Source organism: Corynebacterium lipophiloflavum DSM 44291, from assembly GCF_000159635.1.
GTDB classification, from domain to species: Bacteria; Actinomycetota; Actinomycetes; order Mycobacteriales; family Mycobacteriaceae; genus Corynebacterium; species Corynebacterium lipophiloflavum.
The window spans coordinates 120,039-136,717 of the sequence record NZ_GG667192.1 but is presented as its reverse complement, the minus strand read 5'-3'; the positions used below and the strand labels follow the sequence as shown (position 1 = coordinate 136,717).

The window sequence follows — 16,679 nt, the reverse complement described above, 5'->3', positions numbered from 1 at the left end:
GCCTACTCCTCGTCCGTCGACAGCGCCGCCACGAACGCCTCCTGCGGCACGGTGACCGAGCCGATGGACTTCATGCGCTTCTTGCCCGCCTTCTGCTTCTCCAACAGCTTGCGCTTGCGCGAAATGTCGCCGCCGTAGCACTTCGACAACACGTCCTTGCGCAGCGCGCGGATGTTCTCGCGGGCGATGATCTTCGCCCCGATGGCCGCCTGGATCGGCACCTCGAACTGCTGGCGCGGGATGAGCTCTTTGAGCTTCTTAGTCATCTTGTTGCCGTACCACTGGGCGGAGTCGCGGTGCACGATGGCGGAGAACGCGTCCACCGGTTCACCCTGCAGCAGAATGTCCACCTTCACCAGGTCGGCTTCCTGCTCGCCGGCCTCCTCGTAGTTCAGGGAGGCGTAACCCTTCGTGCGGGACTTGAGCATGTCGAAGAAGTCGAAGATGATCTCACCGAGCGGCATGATGTAGCGCAACTCCACGCGCTCCTCCGAGAGGTACTCCATGTTCTTCATCGTGCCGCGCTTCGACTGGCACAGCTCCATGGTCGTGCCCACGAACTCCTGCGGCACGATGATGGTCATGTTCACCACCGGCTCGTAGACCTCCTGCATCTTGCCGCCGGGCCAGTCCGAGGGGTTGTGCACGTACTGCTCAGTGCCGTCCTCGGCGACGACCCGGTACGTCACGGACGGGGCGGTGGAAATCAGATCGAGGTCGAACTCTCGCTCGAGGCGATCTCGCGTGATCTCCAAGTGGAGAAGGCCGAGGAAGCCACACCGGAAACCGAACCCGAGGGCGACAGAGGTTTCCGGCTCCCACGTCAGGGAGGCGTCGTTAAGCTGGAGCTTTTCCAGCGACTCGCGCAGGGCGGGGAAATCTTCCTGGGATACCGGAAACAGGCCCGAGTACACCATGGGCTTGACCTCGGCAAAACCGGCAAGCGGAGTTTCCGCACCCTTGCTCGCCCAGGTCACCGTGTCACCCACGCGGGTTTCGCGCACGTCTTTCACACCTGTGATGAGGTAGCCCACCTCACCGGGGCCCAAGCCCTTGGTCTTCTTCATCGTCGGTGAGACGACGCCGATCTCCAGGATTTCGTGCGTGACGCCGGTGTTCATCATCTGCACCTGCTGGTTCGGCATCAGCTTGCCGTCCATCATGCGCACGTAGGTGACCACGCCGCGGTACGTGTCGTACACCGAGTCAAAGATCAGCGCCCGAGCCGGGGCGTCCGCGCCGCCTTCCGACGACGGCGGGGGCACGAGGTCCACTAGCCGATCCAGCAACTCCGGCACCCCGACGCCCGTCTTGCCCGAGACGCGCAGCACGTCTTCCGGCTCGCAGCCGATGATGTGGGCGAGCTCAAGCGCGTACTTGTCCGGATCGGCCGCGGGCAGGTCGATCTTGTTGAGCACCGGGATGATCTCAAGGTCCTTGTCCATCGCCATGTACAGGTTGGCCAAGGTCTGGGCCTCGATGCCCTGGGCGGCGTCGACAAGCAAAATCGCGCCCTCGCACGCCTCCAGCGCACGCGAGACCTCGTAGGAGAAGTCGACGTGGCCGGGCGTGTCAATCATCTGCAGGATCGTCTCCTGACCCACGAACTCGCCCGACAGCGGCGTCCACGGCAAGCGCACGTTCTGCGCCTTGATGGTGATGCCGCGCTCGCGCTCAATGTCCATATTGTCGAGGTACTGGTCGCGCATGTCACGCGCATCGACGACCTTGGAGAGCTGGAGAATGCGATCGGCCAGGGTCGATTTACCGTGGTCGATGTGGGCGATGATGCAGAAGTTCCGGATCCGTGAAGGGTCCGTAAACGTCGTCTCCGCAAAATTGGTTTTCGAGGCAGCCATGATTGGCCCCACTTTACCGTCTCACGTGGGCAAACCCAACACGCGACAAACTTGTTGTGAAGGCCACCAACACCCCTTAAAGTAGGTGCGAGAACCGCATCGACCAGCCAAAGGGGGTGAAGGGGCATCTTCGTCCGCAGGATCAAGCGCCGCAAAGCCGGGGGCCCGGGCCCACTGGAAGAAGGCCTCGCTCTGCTCAACGAGCGCCTCGGCTCCTCACCCCGCGCCCCGCGCGAACGCAAGAAGGCCACCGTAGCCAGGCTCATCGTCAAACCCACCTCGCGGATGGCACGCAGCATCTACTACGCGCCCGACATGGACGGCCAAGCAGAACCGGGCGAGGTCGTCTGGGTCACCGTGCCGTCGACCCCGCCGCGTGAACGCTCACTGCTCATCGTCGGCCGCGAGCACCACGATGTCCTCGGGCTGCTCATTTCTCCCGACAAGGAGCACGCCGCCCACCCCGACTGGCTCGACATCGGCTCCGGGGATTGGGATGCCTCCGGCGAGCCGTGCTGGGTGCGCATGGACAAAACCCTGCTGGTCTCCGAGACCGACGTCCATCGCCGCGGCGCCTCCGTTCCGCCGCGGCGCTTCGAGCGCGTTGCCAACCGGCTGCGGGACCACTTCGACTGGATCTAGCGCGGTTTTGGTCGCGCCGCGGGATCCTGCTAGTTTGTAATGGTTGTCCGCATCCGGGAATCCACGGGTGCGCCGAGCTACGCGAGCAGGACCTTGGGCCCGCGTCCCATCAAACGCTCAGCGCTTCTCTCCCGCCCGGACGGTGACTTTTCTACTCAATGACGCAATCAAGAGGTGCATCACTATGGCAAACATCAAGCAGCAGAAGAAGCGCGTTCTCACCAACGAGAAGCGCCGCCTGCGCAACAAGTCCGTCCGCTCCGCAACCCGCACGGAAATGCGTAAGTTCCGCGAGGCCGTCGAGTCCGGCGACAAGGCAGCCGCCGAGGCTCAGCTGCGCGTGGCTTCGCGCAAGCTGGACAAGGCCGTGACCAAGGGCGTGTTCCACCGCAACGCCGCGGCGAACAAGAAGTCCAATATGGCACGCGCCCTGAACAAGATGGCGTAGCTCGCCTGCGCTCAACGCCCCTCCGCGCTCTACTTCAGGCGGAGGGGCTTTTTCGCGCTTTTTAGCCGAGCAGCGTTGGCGGCCCGCGAACGAGTACTGCCGCAGTGAACCACCCTGGCGTGGACTTCACGCTTACCTGGTTCGCGCCGCCCTGAGCCCAAGGATGACCGCGAGGCCACCGGGGTTAATCATTGCATCCTGTCCGCGAGGTCCTCGCGCCCGAACATGCGCGCGGTCGCGATCGCGTCGGGGTGACCCGCTCGCGGGTCGGCTCCGGCATGGAGAAGCAGCTCGACGATTTCGTCTTCCTTCTTGAAAATGACGCCGGCCAGCGGCGATTGACCGCGGGCATTGAGCTTATCGACGTTCGCCCCACGCTCAACCAAGCCCCGCGCGAGCTCGAGATGCCCCGCATACGTCGCGAGCATGAGAAACGTGTTGCCATCCTGGTTGGCAAGGTTGACGTCGACGCCGTTATCGACGTAGTCGAGCAGCACCACGTCCCCCGTGCGCGCCAACTCGAAGAGCTTGCCCGCGAACTCCTGGACATCTTCCGGCACGTGCTGGTTTTCCTGCTCGTTCATGCGTGCCAGTTTAGCGCGCAAGCTCGGCGATTCTGCGCACCGCGTGTTCGATCGCGTAGTCTGGGTCACCGCCTTGGCCCTTGACCTCGGCGTCGAGGTTCGCGATGACGATCACGGCCTCTGAGACGGCCTCGCCGGACCAGGTCCGTGCGGCCTGCATTGTTTTTTTCGCGACAAACGGATGCATTCCCAGCTCGCGGGCGATCTGGTCGGGGTTACCACGGGTGCTGTAGAGCTTGGCGATGTCGCTTACTTTCCTGGCCAGCGCCGCGGCAAGGGCGACGGGGCTAATGCCCAGCTGCAGCGCGCGCCGCGTCGAGGCCAGTGCCCGCTCTGCGCGCCCGGCTACGGCAAGGTCTGCGATGTCGAACCCGGAAATCTCAGCTACCCCGGAGTAGTAGGCATGAACGGACCTCACCGTCAGCTCCCCCTCGGTGTCTGCCACGAGTTGGCTTGCCGCCGTGGCCAGCTCGCGCAAATCGGAGCCGACGGATTCGAGCAACGCGGCAACAACATCGGGAGTGGGGTGGGCCCCGAGGCGGCGGAACTCGTTGTTCAGCCAGGCGTGGCGGTCCCTGTCGCGCAGCGGGTCGACTGTGTGCACCTCAGCGACCTTTTTAAACTTGGCCACGTAAGACTTGTTGCGTCCGCCTCCGGTGTGCTCGATGATCAGCGTCATCCCCGGCGCTGGGTCACGTGCCGCCTGCAACAACAGCTCCGTGGGCTCCTTGCCCGCCTGCTCCGCGCCGGTGAACACCACGACCCGCTGCTCGGCAAACAGCGAGGGGCTCGTGGCCATGAGCAGCTCTGCCTCGGTGACGTCGCCGGCGCGCAAGCGGCTGACCTCGGGCGCCGCGCCGTCGGCTGCAGCGTCGATGATGGTCTTCGTCGCGCGCTCGGCGAGGAATTCGTCTTCGCCCAAGACGAGGTGGACGGGATTGAGCATGCGCCCCATCTTAAAACCTTCCGCTTTGTGCGCGCTGCGTGCCGTCGGGGTAAAGCCACACCGGCCCGTCGCGGTTGGGGTAAAGCACCGGCAGGCCGCCGGTCGTGGACACGGGCCGGTCGTGGGGTTGGCCGCCCTCAAGGACGACCACAACCTGCGTGTGCGCCGGCACCGGCTCAATGCCGCTTTCCCGCTCGACGACGTGCGCGGTGAGGCGGTTGAGCTCCACCGGTTTATGCCACTGCGCCCCCGGGCCAGCAACCGCGAGCGCCGCGGCAACGGCCGTCAGAGTGAGGCGCGGTCGCTGTGCCAAGAACCCGGCGAGCACCCACCCGTAGCAAACGATGACGCCGAGCGGGCCCGCCTCAACCGTGGCACCGGGAAACGCGGCACCCGTGGTGGCGACGAGGTCAACCCACGCGGCCAGGGGCTCGATAACCCATAGAATCGGCACCTCCAACCCGCCGGGTGCGAGCGAGAGCACCACGGCAACCAGGCCGAGAACCGTCACCGGAGCAGTCACGGGCACGACTAGGATGTTCGCCAGTACCGCAACGATGGACACCTCGCCCGACATCAGAGCCACCAACGGCATCGTCACAATATCGGCGGCCACGGCGACGGCGAGGGCACGCACCACGATCTCCGGCCAGCGGGTAAACACAAGGTAGCGATACAGCAGCGGGCTCAGCGCTACGATCGACGCGGTGGCGGCAACCGACAGCGCGAAGCCGAAGCTGACGGCTAGGTTTGAATCGATCAGCACGAGCCCGATCACGGCCAAGCACAGCGTGTGCACCGGCTCGGCGGTCGACGACGCCAGCACCGCCGCCAGCCCCACAAGGCCCGTGACAGACGCGCGCAGCACACTCGGCTCGGGCCCTACTAGCCCCGCGAACAGCGCCAGCGCCGCCGCGGCGAACGCGATGCGACCGCGAAGCCCGAGCCCAAGCGCGCTAGCCAGCACCACGGCCGCGGCGGTGACAATGGCGACGTTGCTTCCGGACACCGCGCTTAAGTGCGACAGCCCGGTGTCGATGTAGGCCTGCTGCTGCACCTGCGACTGTAGCGAGGTATCCCCTAACACCATGCCGGGGATGAGCCCCTGCGCCCTCGGGCCGACCGTGTCGGCCACCGACGCAGTGAACGTCTCCTTGACGTGGTTCGACCAGGCCGCCATGCCTGTTGGGTCACTCACAACCGTCACCTCGCCGTTGAAGACGACCTGCGCCGTACCGGCCTGCTCCGCCTCGGAGGCGCGCCCGGTAACACGCACGACCGCTCCGTTCACCGCGCCCGGGGGTAGATCGTCGACAAAGACGGCGATCGGGCCAGGGTGGCCGGTAACCCTGACACGCAGCAGGTAGCCGTGGCCCTCGATGGGGTGTGCGGCGCCGGAGACCCGGCCGAGGACTTCGGTGCCGAACTGCCACGCGCGGGCCGTGGCAACTCGCATCACCGCAACCAGCGCGGCCGCGGAACCCAGGCCCGCGACGAGCACGACCTGGCCCCACTGCCTGGCGCAGGCCACCGCGGTGCACACCAACACCACCGCGGCTACAGACGCCGCCGGGCCCCAGCAGATCGCCGCCAGCGTGGCCGCCCACACGGCAACGGCGGCAGGAACCAGGCGCAGCTCCGACATTTAGACGCCCACTAAGTCTTTGAGCGCCTCGAACTTGGCGGGGCCGATGCCCTTGACGTCCATCAACTGCTCCACCGAAGCAAAAGGTCCGTTGGCCTCGCGGTGGGCGATGATCGCGGCGGCGGTGGCATCACCGACGCCGGGCAGCGTCGTAAGCTCCGCCGCCGAGGCTGAGTTCAGCGACACCAGCCCCGGCGCTGGCGGCTGCGCCGCGGGGCCAGCCGGAGCAGCCCCGACCGCCTGGACGTGGATCTGTTGGCCGTCGACGAGCAACTGCGCCTGGTTGAGCGAGATGAGGTCGGCCTGGGGCAGCGGTGCAGCCAGCTTGAGGGCGTCCGCCACGCGCGCGCCCTGCTCCAAGGTGACCAGGCCGGGGTTGGCCACCTCCCCCACCACCGACACCACCACCTGCGCGGGTGGGGCCTCCACAGCGGCGGTGTCCCACTGCGGCTCGGGCGCGGCGGGGCGAAGGAACGCCCAGCCGGCTACCAGGGCAAGCACGACGGCAACGGCAACCGCGGCGTGCAACGGCTCCACGCGCACGCGTGGGGGCGGGAACTCGACCGCGAGGCGATCCTCCTCCCCGGTCGGGCGCAGCAGTTCCGTGATGCGGTCGGTGCTACTCGGGCGGCTCGGGCGACTCATGGCGCTGACGCTAGGCCGCGGCGCGCCGCGGAGGAAGGCTCAGCGGCCCAACATGTGGATAACCGCGTTGAAGCGTCACCTACTCGGGTGAGTTATCCCCAAAGCCCGAAGAAAAGACGGCTGACAGGCCGATCGCCCCGGCGCCGGTGTGCACCGCGAGGGCGTCGACAAGCGGCACGACAAGCACGCGGGAGCCTTTCGGCAGCACCTCGGTGAGCATATCCACCAGGGCCTGCGCCGCCTCATCCACTCCGGCGTGCTGGATCGCAACAAACACCGGGTTGCCGTCCGCCTTTTCCTGCACGAGCTCCGTGAGCTTGATGAACGCCTTTGTCTGGGTCCTAGTTTTGCCCGCAAGCTCGAGCTTTCCGGCCTTGAGGTGGAGGATCGGCTTGGTGGCCAACAGCGCGGCCGAGAGCACCGCGGTGCCGGTCGACAAACGCCCGCTTTTGCGCAGGTCGTCAAGCTGGCTGAGGTACACCCACGTCTCCGAGCTAGCGAGGGTGTTCTCAGCGATCCTCTCGCAGGCATCTAAATCCGCGCCCTCGCGCGCCAGCGACGCCGCCGCCATCGCGGCAGCGCCGACCGCCATGCCGACGGTGTGGGTGTCCACCACGCGCACCGACTCGTCGAACACCGCGGAGGCCGACACGGCCGCGGACCACGTCGAGGAAAGACTCTTCGACAGGTGCAACGCCACGACCCCGTCGTCCCCGCCGCGCTCCAGCTGGCGCGCGTAGATGGCGGCGAGCTCCACGGCGGACAGGCCACTGGTGGATCCGCCGCCGTCGTCGTCCATGACGTGCAGTTCGGCGACGGTGATGCCGAGCTGCTCGGCGATGTCGCTCGGCAGCCCGGCCGAAGAATCCACAACGATGCGTACGCTCATTAGTCGCTAAACCCCTGGTTCCAGGCGTCGAGGTACCACTGCACCGCACTCGGCTCCGTGGGGAACTCCGCAGGCGCCGCCGAGCCCTCGCGGTACGCGGGCTCGGCGCTCAGCCGCGAGGTGTTGGTGTTTTTCAAACTGTTGAGCAGCGGGTACTGGCTCTCGCTCAAACCCAGCAGGTTCGAGGTCAGAGCCGAGATTGTCCCACCGTGGGCGACGAGCAACACCGCGGAATCGTCCCACTCGCGATACGAGCTCATCAGCTCATCGACCACGGGGCGGGCGCGTTTGGCCACATCCAAGCGGCTCTCCCCGGCAGGCGGCGCCCACGCGGCGTTATTTCGCCAGTGCGCCCTGATCCCGTCGCGCCAAGCATCCACCTCAGCATGCGTCTTGCCCTGCCACTGCCCCAGGTGCGTCTCGCGCAACCGCGCATCCTGCGTCAACTCCAGCCCCAACGAGGCCGCGATGATCTCCGCGGTGTGGCGGGCACGCGCCAAATCGGAGGAGACGATCTTGGACACCCCGAGGTTCTTCATCAGCTGCGCGGCGGCGCGCGCCTGCTCCACGCCCACCTCCGACAGCTCGGTGTCCAGCTGGCCCTGCATGCGCCGGCCCGCGTTGTAGTGGGTCTGGCCGTGCCGCAGCAAAATTAGTCGTCGTCTCATCGCGCCGCGCCTGGTTCCTAGAACTCGTCGTCGCTGGATACTGGGCCCTCACCCGCCAACGGCAGGTCCTCGATTCTCTCGGCGTCGCGCACGGCGGATGAATCGCCCTGTTGGGCAAGGTCGCCGAAGGCAACGTCGCGCTGGTAGGGCGGCACGCCCTCGACCTCATAGACCGGGCAGTCGGCGTAGAGCCGATCAAGACCGTAGAAATCGCGCTCGGCCTCGCGCTGCACGTGGATGACGATGTCGCCGTAATCGAGCAGAACCCAGCGGTTCTCCCGGTTTCCTTCGCGGCGCTTCGGCTCGTAACCGGCATCGGTGAGATCGCCCTCGATCTCCTCGACAATCGCGGCGGCCTGGCGCTCGTTGTCGGCGGAGACGATGACGAAAATGTCCGTGATACCCACGACGTCGGACACGTCGATCACGGCGATGTTGCGTCCGAGCTTCTCGTCCGCGGCCTTCGCTGCGATGGTCGCCTGGTCGATAGAGGTCTGCAGGGCTGTCAAATGTTTACAATCCTTCTCGGTTGGGAAAAAGCACCAAATATAGCGCCCATTGTCACACGAGTTGCGCCACTTGTGCTAGTCAGGCGACGTCACCCGCGCGGTAGAGATTGTTTTTGGCGATGTAGCGCACTACCCCGTCGGGCACGAGGTACCACACGGGCCTGCCCTGGCTGGCGCGCAGGCGGCAATCCGTCGAGGAGATGGCCATCGCGGGGATCTCCACGAGGTGGACGCGTTCCCGGTGTTGTGCGGGAAGCATGTCCTCGCGCAGCTCGTAACCGGGCCGGGTCACGCCGACGAACTCCGCTAGGTCGAACATTTGGTCCCAGTCGTGCCAGGACATGATCGAACTCAGCGCGTCTGCCCCGGTAATGAAGAACAGCTCCTCGGACGGATACGCTTCCCGCAGGTCACGCAGGGTATCAATGGTGTACGTCGGCCCACCCCGGTCGATGTCTACTCGGGAGACAGTGAACTGCGGGTTCGATGCGGTGGCGATCACCGTCATCAAATATCGGTGCTCCGAGTCGGTGACCGTGCGATCCGCTTTCTGCCACGGGTCGCCCGTGGGCACAAAGACTACTTCATCGAGATCGAAGCGGTCGGCGACCTCGCTGCCCGCCACGAGGTGGCCGTTGTGAATCGGGTCGAAGGTCCCACCCATGACACCGATTTTGCGTGGTTTCATACCCTGCGAGTCTAGGGCCAATCGAGCAGCTTGGCGGCTCTATCGGTAGCGGACTTGGTCGACGAACCGACCGAGGCTGTCGGAGACCTGGTCGTCCCACGGGGAGGGCTGGAGGTAGTAACGACCGTGGTTTCCGCCGTTACCCTCGGCGCCGCGCAGCGTGGCGATGGACAAGTCGCAGATCCCATCGAGGGGCAGGCAGTAGGTGACGCGGTTGCTGGTCGCGGCCGCCGACTTCGAGTTGAACGGCAGTGCACCGAGCACTCCACCCGCGCCGCCGCCGCCGACGCCGACGGTGGACCAGTCGCCCGGTGCGGTGTTGGGGTTGCCCAGGTAGACCACACCAGCGAGCTGGCCGCGCGCCGCTAGTTCCTTCTCGTGCTCGAGCAGCACCATCGCCCCCTGCGAGAAGCCGATCAGAATGTAGCCCGGGCGGCAGCCGCTGGAGGCTTCGTAGTCGTTGATGGCCTGCATGACGCCGGAGCGTCCAGCGTTGACAGAGTCGAGGAACTGGGTGCCTGCAGCACGCGCCATCTGCAGCGCGGGAACCGTGTACTGCACCGCGAGGCCGACGGCCTGGGCAATGGTGGCTGGGACCACGACGGCCGGTGTGTCGTAGGCCGGGTACACGGCCGGGTAGTAGCGCGGCTCGAGGCCGATAACCTCGACGTCGTTCATCAGCGAGGCACCACCGTGGGTGGCGCGGTAGCGGCCCTCGGCGTGGCGCAGGAAGGCTCGGATGGTCTCGCCTTCCCACCCGTTGGACGTCCAGGCTGCCCCCGGCGAGTAGGTGGTGGGGATGACCTGGGTGTTCTGGCCTGAGCCACGCGCCGCGATGACCGCGACGGCGGGACAGCGCTGCTGGGCGCTGGCGTGGGGGGCGTGCACTCCGGCCAGTCCCGCAGCGGGGACGAGGATGGCGGCGAGCGCCGCAGTCAGGGCGACTGCAAGGGCAACCGCGACGGCGCGGAGGGTGAAAGCAGGGGTGCGAGACACGGCTGTTCTGCCGTTTCATTGAGGTTGGTATTTGAACGGCTCACATCCTATACCGGCCGCGGAGATATGTCGCTGCGAGATCACAGCTTGCTCACGGGCCAGTCACAAACTCCGTCTAGTCGCGCACGTGACCGGCCCCCTCGAGGATCCACTTTGTGCTAGTCAGCTCGGGTAGCGCCATCGGGCCGCGGGCGTGCAGCTTCTGGGTGGAAATCCCGATTTCCGCCCCCATTCCGTACTGCTCACCGTCGGTAAAAGCGGTGCTGGCGTTGAGCATCACTGCCGCGGCATCCACCTCGTCGGCGAAGCGCTGCAGGGTGAGCGCGTCGCGCGAGGCAATTGCCTCGGTGTGCCCCGTGGACCACTTCGCAATGTGCGCGATTGCTCCCCCGACGCCGTCGACGATGTCCACCGCGATATCCATGGACAGGTACTCGTCAGCCCAATCCTCCTCGGTCGCGGCCACCACGTCGCGCACCCCAAGGGCCGAAAGCTTATCGACGTCCCCATGAACGCGCACCCCCGCCTCCTGCAGTGCGGTGATCACCCGCAGCTGATCGGCGGCGGGCAGGCGGGAATCGATCAGCGCCGTCTCCGTCGCGTTGCACACGGAGACACGCCGAGTTTTTCCGTTAAGCAGCATCGCGATCGCCGAGTCCACGTCCGCCGCAGCGTCGACGTAGAAGTGGCAGTTGCCGGTACCCGTTTCAATGGCGGGGACCGTGGCGTTTTCCACCACTGCGTTGATCAGGCGCGCGGAACCGCGCGGGATGACGACGTCGACAAGCCCGCGAGCCGTGATCAAGTCCTGGACCGACTCATGGGTCTCGCACGGCAGCAACTGCACAATCTCGCGCGGCAGTCCATGTTTGACCACGACATCCTGCAGAATTTCGACCAGCTTCTTGTTGGTCGCTCGCGCAGATTTCGAACCGCGCAGCATGGCGACATTTCCCGACTTCAGCGCCAACCCGAAAGCATCGACGGTGACGTTCGGGCGCGCCTCGTAGACCATGCCCATCACACCCAACGGCACGCGGACCTGGCGCATGCGGATTCCGTTGGACATCGTGCGGCCCTGGACCACCACGCCGACCGGGTCGCTCAAACCCGCGACCTGGCGCAGGCCGTCGGCGATGGCGTCGATACGCTTGACGTCGAGCGAGAGCCTGTCAATGAGAGATTCGCTCATGCCGGCGCCGCGCCCAGCCGCGATATCCTCGGCATTGGCGGCAAGCACCTCCGCGCCGCGGCTCACCAGCTGCTCAGCTGCATCGCGCAGCAGCGCGTCCTTCTCCGGGGTGGGCAGCGTCGCCAGAACCGGCGCCGCGGCCTTCGCGGTTCGAGCCTTTGTCAGGACTTCTTCGCGCTCGGCGGCACGTTGTGCAGTTGCGTCTGCGTCGTTCGTCTCAGCCATGGGGGCCATCGTAGTGCGTCGCTACAACCGGGTGGCGTAGTTGGACAGATAGTCCGCGTGGACGACTGGGCGACGCAGGTGGGGCTCGAGGTCGCGCGTGTTTTTGCCCACCATGCCCGTGAGCTCGGAGGCATCGTAGGCCACGACTCCGCGGCCCACGGCCTCACCCTCCGGGCCGAGGATTTCCACGATATCGCCCGAGTGGAAATCGCCTTCGACCTCGGTAATACCCACGGCGAGCAGGCTCGTGCCACCCCGGGTCACCGCGCGGACAGCGCCCCTGTCAAGGCGCAGCACGCCCTCCGCGTCGGCGGCGTAGAGCACCCAAAACTTCCAGGCGCTCAGGCTCGACTGTAGACGCGTGTGGAACACCGTGCCGCAGTCGGCCGTGCCCAGCGCACGCTCGATGCTGTTTGCCGACGTCAACAGCACAGGGACCCCACCCCGCGCCGCCAGGCGCGCGGCGGACACCTTCGCGGCCATTCCGCCAGTGCCCAGCGCTCCACCGTCACCTGCCACGACGTTCTCTAAGTCTTTACCCGAGCGAACCTGGGTGATCAGGCGAGCATCCGGGTCGGTGGGGTTGCGGTCGTAGAGGCCGTCGACGTCCGAAAGCAGGTACAAAGCATCCGCCGAGACCAGCGTGGACACGATGGCGGAGAGCCTGTCGTTGTCGCCGAAGCGCATCTCCGAGGTCGCCACCGTGTCGTTCTCGTTGACGATGGGCACGGTACCGAACTGCCGGAGCTTGTCGATGGTGCGCTGCGCGTTGCGCGCGCGATCCCGCCTACCGGCATCGGACTGGGTCAAAAGGACCTGGCCGATGGTGCGGTCGTAGCGGGCGAACGAGCGCGCCCAGCTCTGCGCGAGGTGGACCTGGCCCACCGCCGCCGCCGCCTGCTTGGTCGCCAGATCGCGCGGCCGGCTGGTCAAGCCCAGCGGCGCCATGCCGGCAGCAATCGCGCCGGAGGAGACCACGATGACGTCACTGCCAGCCGCCATGCGGGCCTGCAGCGCGTCGACGATCCGGTCGATGTGGTCCTGGCTGACGGTGTAGTTGTCGTCGACAAGCGAGCTCGTCCCGATCTTGACCACCACCCGCTTCGCGGATGCGATGTGGTGGCGCAACTGCTCTTCGGTTTTCAACGTTTCGTTGGTCCGAGTTAGGGCTGATGCGTGTTCGGTGTCGTTCGTCATAGGTCTCCAGGTTAGCGACTGGCCTAGCCTTGCCAGCGCTCGCGATCGGCTTCCTCGCCATCGCCGAAGTCGTATTCGTCGATCAGGCCGCGACGGGCCTGGGAGGCACGCTTGCGTTCCGCGGCAGAGGTGCGGTCGGTGCCGACAAGGCGGGCGTCCTGGCCGCGGCCGGCGAGCGTCGGGTCGCCTCCGACGGAAGGTTCCCAATCGAAAGAAATCTCGCCGATGGTCACGGTGTCGCCCTCGCGAGCTCCGAGTTTGCGTAGCTGGTCCTCCACCCCGGCCTTGTTCAGGCGATCCGAGAGGTAGCCGACCGCCTCGTCGTTCTCGAAGTCGGTTTGGCGGATCCAGCGCATCGCCTTTTCACCGGTGACAACCCACGCGCCTTCAAACTCGGGATCCGCCGCGACCACGATGCCGTCGGTGCCGCCGGTGGCGTCGACCGCCCGCGGCTTGAGCACCTGCAGCGTTCCAGGCTCGGCTTTTGCCTTCGGGCGGGCCTTGCGCGCCGCACGCACGATGTCCCACAGCGCCCACTTCAGCTCGTCCAGCCCCTCGCGCGTCGCCGTGGAGATGGTGAAAATCGGCCAGCCGAACCTCTGCTTGAGGTCCTCCTCGAGGAAGTCCGCGAGCTCCCGGGCGTCGGGAATGTCCATCTTGTTCAAAACGATCAGGCGGGGGCGATCACGAAGGTCGCCGAGGCCGGAATCAGTATCGAGTTCTTCCGCATACGAGGCCAGCTCCGCTTCCAGCGCATCGATATCGGACAGCGGGTCGCGGCCCGGATCCATTGTGGCGGTATCCACGATGTGGGCGAGCACGGCGGTTCGCTCGATGTGGCGCAGAAAGTCCAGGCCCAAGCCCTTGCCCTGGCTCGCGCCCGGAATCAGCCCCGGGACGTCCGCGATCGTGAACGTGTCGTTGCCCACGTCGACGACGCCGAGGTTCGGCTGCAGGGTGGTAAACGGGTAATCGGCGATCTTCGGCTTCGCCGCGGAAAGCACGGAAATCAGCGAGGACTTTCCCGCCGACGGAAAACCGACGAGGCCGACGTCGGCCATCGATTTCAGCTCGAGCACCAGTTCGTGGGCCTCGCCGGGTTCACCCTTGAGCGCAAACCCGGGCGCCTTGCGCTTTGTGCTGGCTAGCGCCGCGTTGCCCAGGCCTCCGAAGCCTCCCTCGGCCGCAACGAAGCGGGTGCCCGGCACCGTCAGATCCGCGAGGATCTCGCCGTCGACGCTGCGCACGACGGTGCCGACGGGTACCTCGAGGATCAGGTCATCGCCGCGTGCGCCGTTGCGGTTGTCCCCGGCCCCGTTTGCACCGCGCTTTGCTTTCAGGTGGGGCCGGAATTGAAAGTCCAGCAAGGTGTGCACCTGCGCGGAAACCTCGAAGATGATGTCGCCGCCGTGCCCGCCGTTGCCCCCGTCCGGCCCGCCGAGAGGCTTGAACTTCTCCCGGTGCACTGACACGCACCCGTGCCCGCCGTCGCCTGCCTGCAGGTGCAGGTGGGCGCGATCAACGAACTGAGCCATGATGCCAGCCTTTCCGTCGTGAGGAAATCATGTGGAAATCGTGTCGAACAAAAACCTTCGTGGCTTCCCACCTTACGGACTGAGCAGGGACAATCCAACAATTGCACAGACTGACCCGCCGGGGCCGCGAGCCCGGGGCGCTAGCTGCCCAGCGCTGCGACGTTGCCGCCGGAGATCTTCCTGTAGATGAAGACCGATGCCAGCGACAACAGGGGAACGTAGACCAACAGGCCAATTCCGAAGGTGACGAGTATCAACGCGTACCCGATGACCGTGAGCAGCAGTAGCGATGCGAAGACCTTCCAGAAGTCACGCAGTACGTCACGCCGCGCCGCTGACAAAGCGTCGCCGACACTGTAGCCGTCAATGATGTAGACCTGCACGAACGACAAAACTATGGTCACGGGGATGAGCGCGACAATCACCAGGATCGCCGCCAGCGCGATGAGCCACGGGGAAACGAGGGAAGCCAGGAAGAGCACCAGTGCCGTGATCGCGTACACCACGAGCATGATCCCCAGCACGACGACGAAGGACAGCAGAGCGCGACCGAAGGGCACGCCTTTGAAGACTGTGCCCCACGTCTGCTCCTCACCGCGCGTTTCGCGCAGAGCGGCGTTGTAGTACAGCGCCGTGAGGTAAACGGACGCGCCGATGAACACCACGAAGAAGACGATGAGCGCGACGATCTGCCCGCTGCTCATCGAGGCGTTTACATCGCCGTCGATCGGGACCGCGACCCAACTGACCATCACCGCAAACACCGCGATCAGCGCGACGATGAAGATCAGCGTCAGCCCGATCCACATGTGCCAGTTCCGCGAGAAGATGCGCTTGAACGCGTAGCCGACGGGATCAGCGACGCCCCACGGGGCCGGCTGGGGATCCTGGGTATAAGGAAAATTCTCCGGGGTAGTGCTCATGCGCTCAGCCTATGCCCCGAGGGGTGCGGCCGAAACTGGAAAAACACCCCCGGCTGGTGACAGCCCGGGGGTGTGTGGTTGCGCGTCTTAGGCGGTCGCGGTGACCTCGTCGACGGTGCCTTCCTCGACAACGCCTGCTGCCTCAGCGGCCTCCAGGACCTCGGAGGCAACGCCCTGGCCGTCGGCCGGGACGATGTTGACGATGCGGCGGTTGCGCTTGATTCCGAACTGGACTGCGCCCGCGGAAAGCGCGAACAGCGTGTCGTCGCCGCCGCGGCCGACGTTGTCGCCCGGGTGGAACTTGGTGCCGCGCTGGCGGACGAGGATCTCGCCGGCCTTGACCTGCTGGCCACCGAAGCGCTTCACGCCGAGGCGCTTCGACTCAGAGTCACGACCGTTCGAGGAGCTGGATGCACCCTTCTTGTGTGCCATTGTTGGATCTCCTTTTGAAGAAGTTTTACTTGATGCCGGTGATCTTGACGGTGGTCTGCGGCTGACGGTGGCCTTGACGGACCTTGTAGCCGGTCTTGTTCTTGTACTTGAGGATGTCGATCTTCTTGCCCTTACCGTGCTCGACGATCTCGGCCTCAACGTTTACCTTGGCAAGTGCATCCGGGCCGGTGGTGACATCTGCTCCGTCGACGAGAAGAACCGGGGTGAGTGCAACCTTGTCGCCTGCTTCACCCTCGAGCTTCTCGACCCGGACCAGGTCGCCCTCGGCAACCTTGTACTGCTTGCCGCCGGTCTTGACGATCGCGTACATAGAGGGTTACCCCTTATCTATAACTCGCACGGGGCCCGGCATGCTTCGGGAACCGCTTGGAACAGTGAATTTAAGTGTTCTGGGGCCTGTACCAGGCTTGCCGTGCCTGCATGCTGAGGCTACGAGGCGCGCACGCCCCACAACACGGACTGCCAAAGCCTACTACGGCCCCGGGCACTTCTCCAAACCGCGGGCTACTGGGGCCGGCGCCTCACGGCTCGGCGCCGTCCGCGCCCGCCGACCTGCTTGTCCGGCTTCGCCTGCTTGTCGACGCCCCCACCACGCGCCCCAGTCTCCCGCGGGGCGTTCGTCGGTGTCGCCACCG

General features: G+C 65.8%; 18 protein-coding genes. 2 read left to right on the top strand and 16 right to left on the bottom strand.

The features are described 5' to 3' along the window. Positions 1-2: 2 nt before the first annotated feature. Complete coding sequence (gene lepA / locus HMPREF0298_RS03855) at positions 3-1,859, bottom strand: translation elongation factor 4 (RefSeq protein ID WP_006839795.1); 1,857 nt, start codon at positions 1,857-1,859, stop codon at positions 3-5. A gap of 285 nt (positions 1,860-2,144) precedes the next feature. On the opposite strand from lepA, the gene HMPREF0298_RS03850 reads away from it, so the two are divergent. Both HMPREF0298_RS03850 and rpsT read left to right on the top strand, forming a co-directional pair. Further along, positions 2,145-2,501, top strand: a complete 357-nt coding sequence (locus HMPREF0298_RS03850; RefSeq protein ID WP_006839794.1) for a type II toxin-antitoxin system PemK/MazF family toxin — start codon at positions 2,145-2,147, stop codon at positions 2,499-2,501. Between the two features lie 184 nt (positions 2,502-2,685). Further along, the gene (gene rpsT, locus HMPREF0298_RS03845) at positions 2,686-2,949 is read left to right on the top strand and encodes a 30S ribosomal protein S20 (RefSeq protein WP_006839793.1); all 264 of its coding nucleotides are present in this window, start codon (positions 2,686-2,688) and stop codon (positions 2,947-2,949) included. A 188-nt stretch (positions 2,950-3,137) separates the two neighbouring features. Here rpsT and HMPREF0298_RS03840 read toward each other — a convergent pair whose 3' ends face one another. The 15 genes from HMPREF0298_RS03840 to rplU all read right to left on the bottom strand — a co-directional run bounded on the left by HMPREF0298_RS03840 (position 3,138) and on the right by rplU (position 16,354). Continuing rightward, complete coding sequence (locus tag HMPREF0298_RS03840; protein WP_006839791.1) at positions 3,138-3,533, bottom strand: ankyrin repeat domain-containing protein; 396 nt, start codon at positions 3,531-3,533, stop codon at positions 3,138-3,140. A gap of 10 nt (positions 3,534-3,543) precedes the next feature. Beyond that, the gene (gene holA / locus HMPREF0298_RS03835) at positions 3,544-4,488 is read right to left on the bottom strand and encodes a DNA polymerase III subunit delta (RefSeq protein ID WP_006839790.1); all 945 of its coding nucleotides are present in this window, start codon (positions 4,486-4,488) and stop codon (positions 3,544-3,546) included. Position 4,489: 1 nt separating this feature from the next. Continuing rightward, positions 4,490-6,124 carry a ComEC/Rec2 family competence protein gene (locus HMPREF0298_RS03830; protein ID WP_006839789.1) on the bottom strand — a complete coding sequence of 545 codons (1,635 nt, stop codon included), beginning with the start codon at positions 6,122-6,124 and terminating at the stop codon, positions 4,490-4,492. Next, entirely contained in the window at positions 6,125-6,769 is a 645-nt protein-coding gene (locus HMPREF0298_RS03825; RefSeq protein ID WP_006839788.1) for a ComEA family DNA-binding protein, read from the bottom strand. Positions 6,770-6,848: 79 nt separating this feature from the next. Beyond that, positions 6,849-7,658: a DegV family protein gene (locus HMPREF0298_RS03820; protein ID WP_006839787.1), complete on the bottom strand. Its 810-nt coding sequence runs from the start codon at positions 7,656-7,658 to the stop codon at positions 6,849-6,851. After that, positions 7,658-8,326 carry a histidine phosphatase family protein gene (locus tag HMPREF0298_RS03815; RefSeq protein ID WP_040422472.1) on the bottom strand — a complete coding sequence of 223 codons (669 nt, stop codon included), beginning with the start codon at positions 8,324-8,326 and terminating at the stop codon, positions 7,658-7,660. Before HMPREF0298_RS03815 ends, HMPREF0298_RS03820 begins: the two co-directional genes overlap by 1 nt. A gap of 17 nt (positions 8,327-8,343) precedes the next feature. Beyond that, a complete protein-coding gene (rsfS, locus tag HMPREF0298_RS03810) occupies positions 8,344-8,835 on the bottom strand; it encodes a ribosome silencing factor (protein ID WP_006839785.1) in 492 nt (163 codons plus the stop codon). A gap of 79 nt (positions 8,836-8,914) precedes the next feature. Continuing rightward, positions 8,915-9,523: a nicotinate-nucleotide adenylyltransferase gene (nadD, locus tag HMPREF0298_RS03805; protein ID WP_040422470.1), complete on the bottom strand. Its 609-nt coding sequence runs from the start codon at positions 9,521-9,523 to the stop codon at positions 8,915-8,917. Between the two features lie 39 nt (positions 9,524-9,562). After that, on the bottom strand, positions 9,563-10,519 hold the full coding sequence (locus tag HMPREF0298_RS03800; protein ID WP_006839783.1) for a PE-PPE domain-containing protein: 957 nt from the start codon (positions 10,517-10,519) through the stop codon (positions 9,563-9,565). Positions 10,520-10,634: 115 nt separating this feature from the next. Beyond that, positions 10,635-11,945 (bottom strand): glutamate-5-semialdehyde dehydrogenase, encoded by a 1,311-nt coding sequence (locus HMPREF0298_RS03795; protein ID WP_006839782.1) that lies wholly within the window; start codon positions 11,943-11,945, stop codon positions 10,635-10,637. A 12-nt stretch (positions 11,946-11,957) separates the two neighbouring features. Then, on the bottom strand, positions 11,958-13,133 hold the full coding sequence (gene proB / locus HMPREF0298_RS03790) for a glutamate 5-kinase (RefSeq protein ID WP_006839781.1): 1,176 nt from the start codon (positions 13,131-13,133) through the stop codon (positions 11,958-11,960). 23 nt (positions 13,134-13,156) lie between these two features. Continuing rightward, positions 13,157-14,668 (bottom strand): GTPase ObgE, encoded by a 1,512-nt coding sequence (gene obgE, locus HMPREF0298_RS03785; protein ID WP_006839780.1) that lies wholly within the window; start codon positions 14,666-14,668, stop codon positions 13,157-13,159. A gap of 140 nt (positions 14,669-14,808) precedes the next feature. Next, entirely contained in the window at positions 14,809-15,591 is a 783-nt protein-coding gene (locus tag HMPREF0298_RS03780) for a hypothetical protein (protein ID WP_006839779.1), read from the bottom strand. 87 nt (positions 15,592-15,678) lie between these two features. After that, complete coding sequence (gene rpmA, locus HMPREF0298_RS03775) at positions 15,679-16,023, bottom strand: 50S ribosomal protein L27 (RefSeq protein WP_006839778.1); 345 nt, start codon at positions 16,021-16,023, stop codon at positions 15,679-15,681. A gap of 25 nt (positions 16,024-16,048) precedes the next feature. Further along, entirely contained in the window at positions 16,049-16,354 is a 306-nt protein-coding gene (gene rplU / locus HMPREF0298_RS03770; protein ID WP_006839777.1) for a 50S ribosomal protein L21, read from the bottom strand. Between the last annotated feature and the right edge of the window lie 325 nt (positions 16,355-16,679).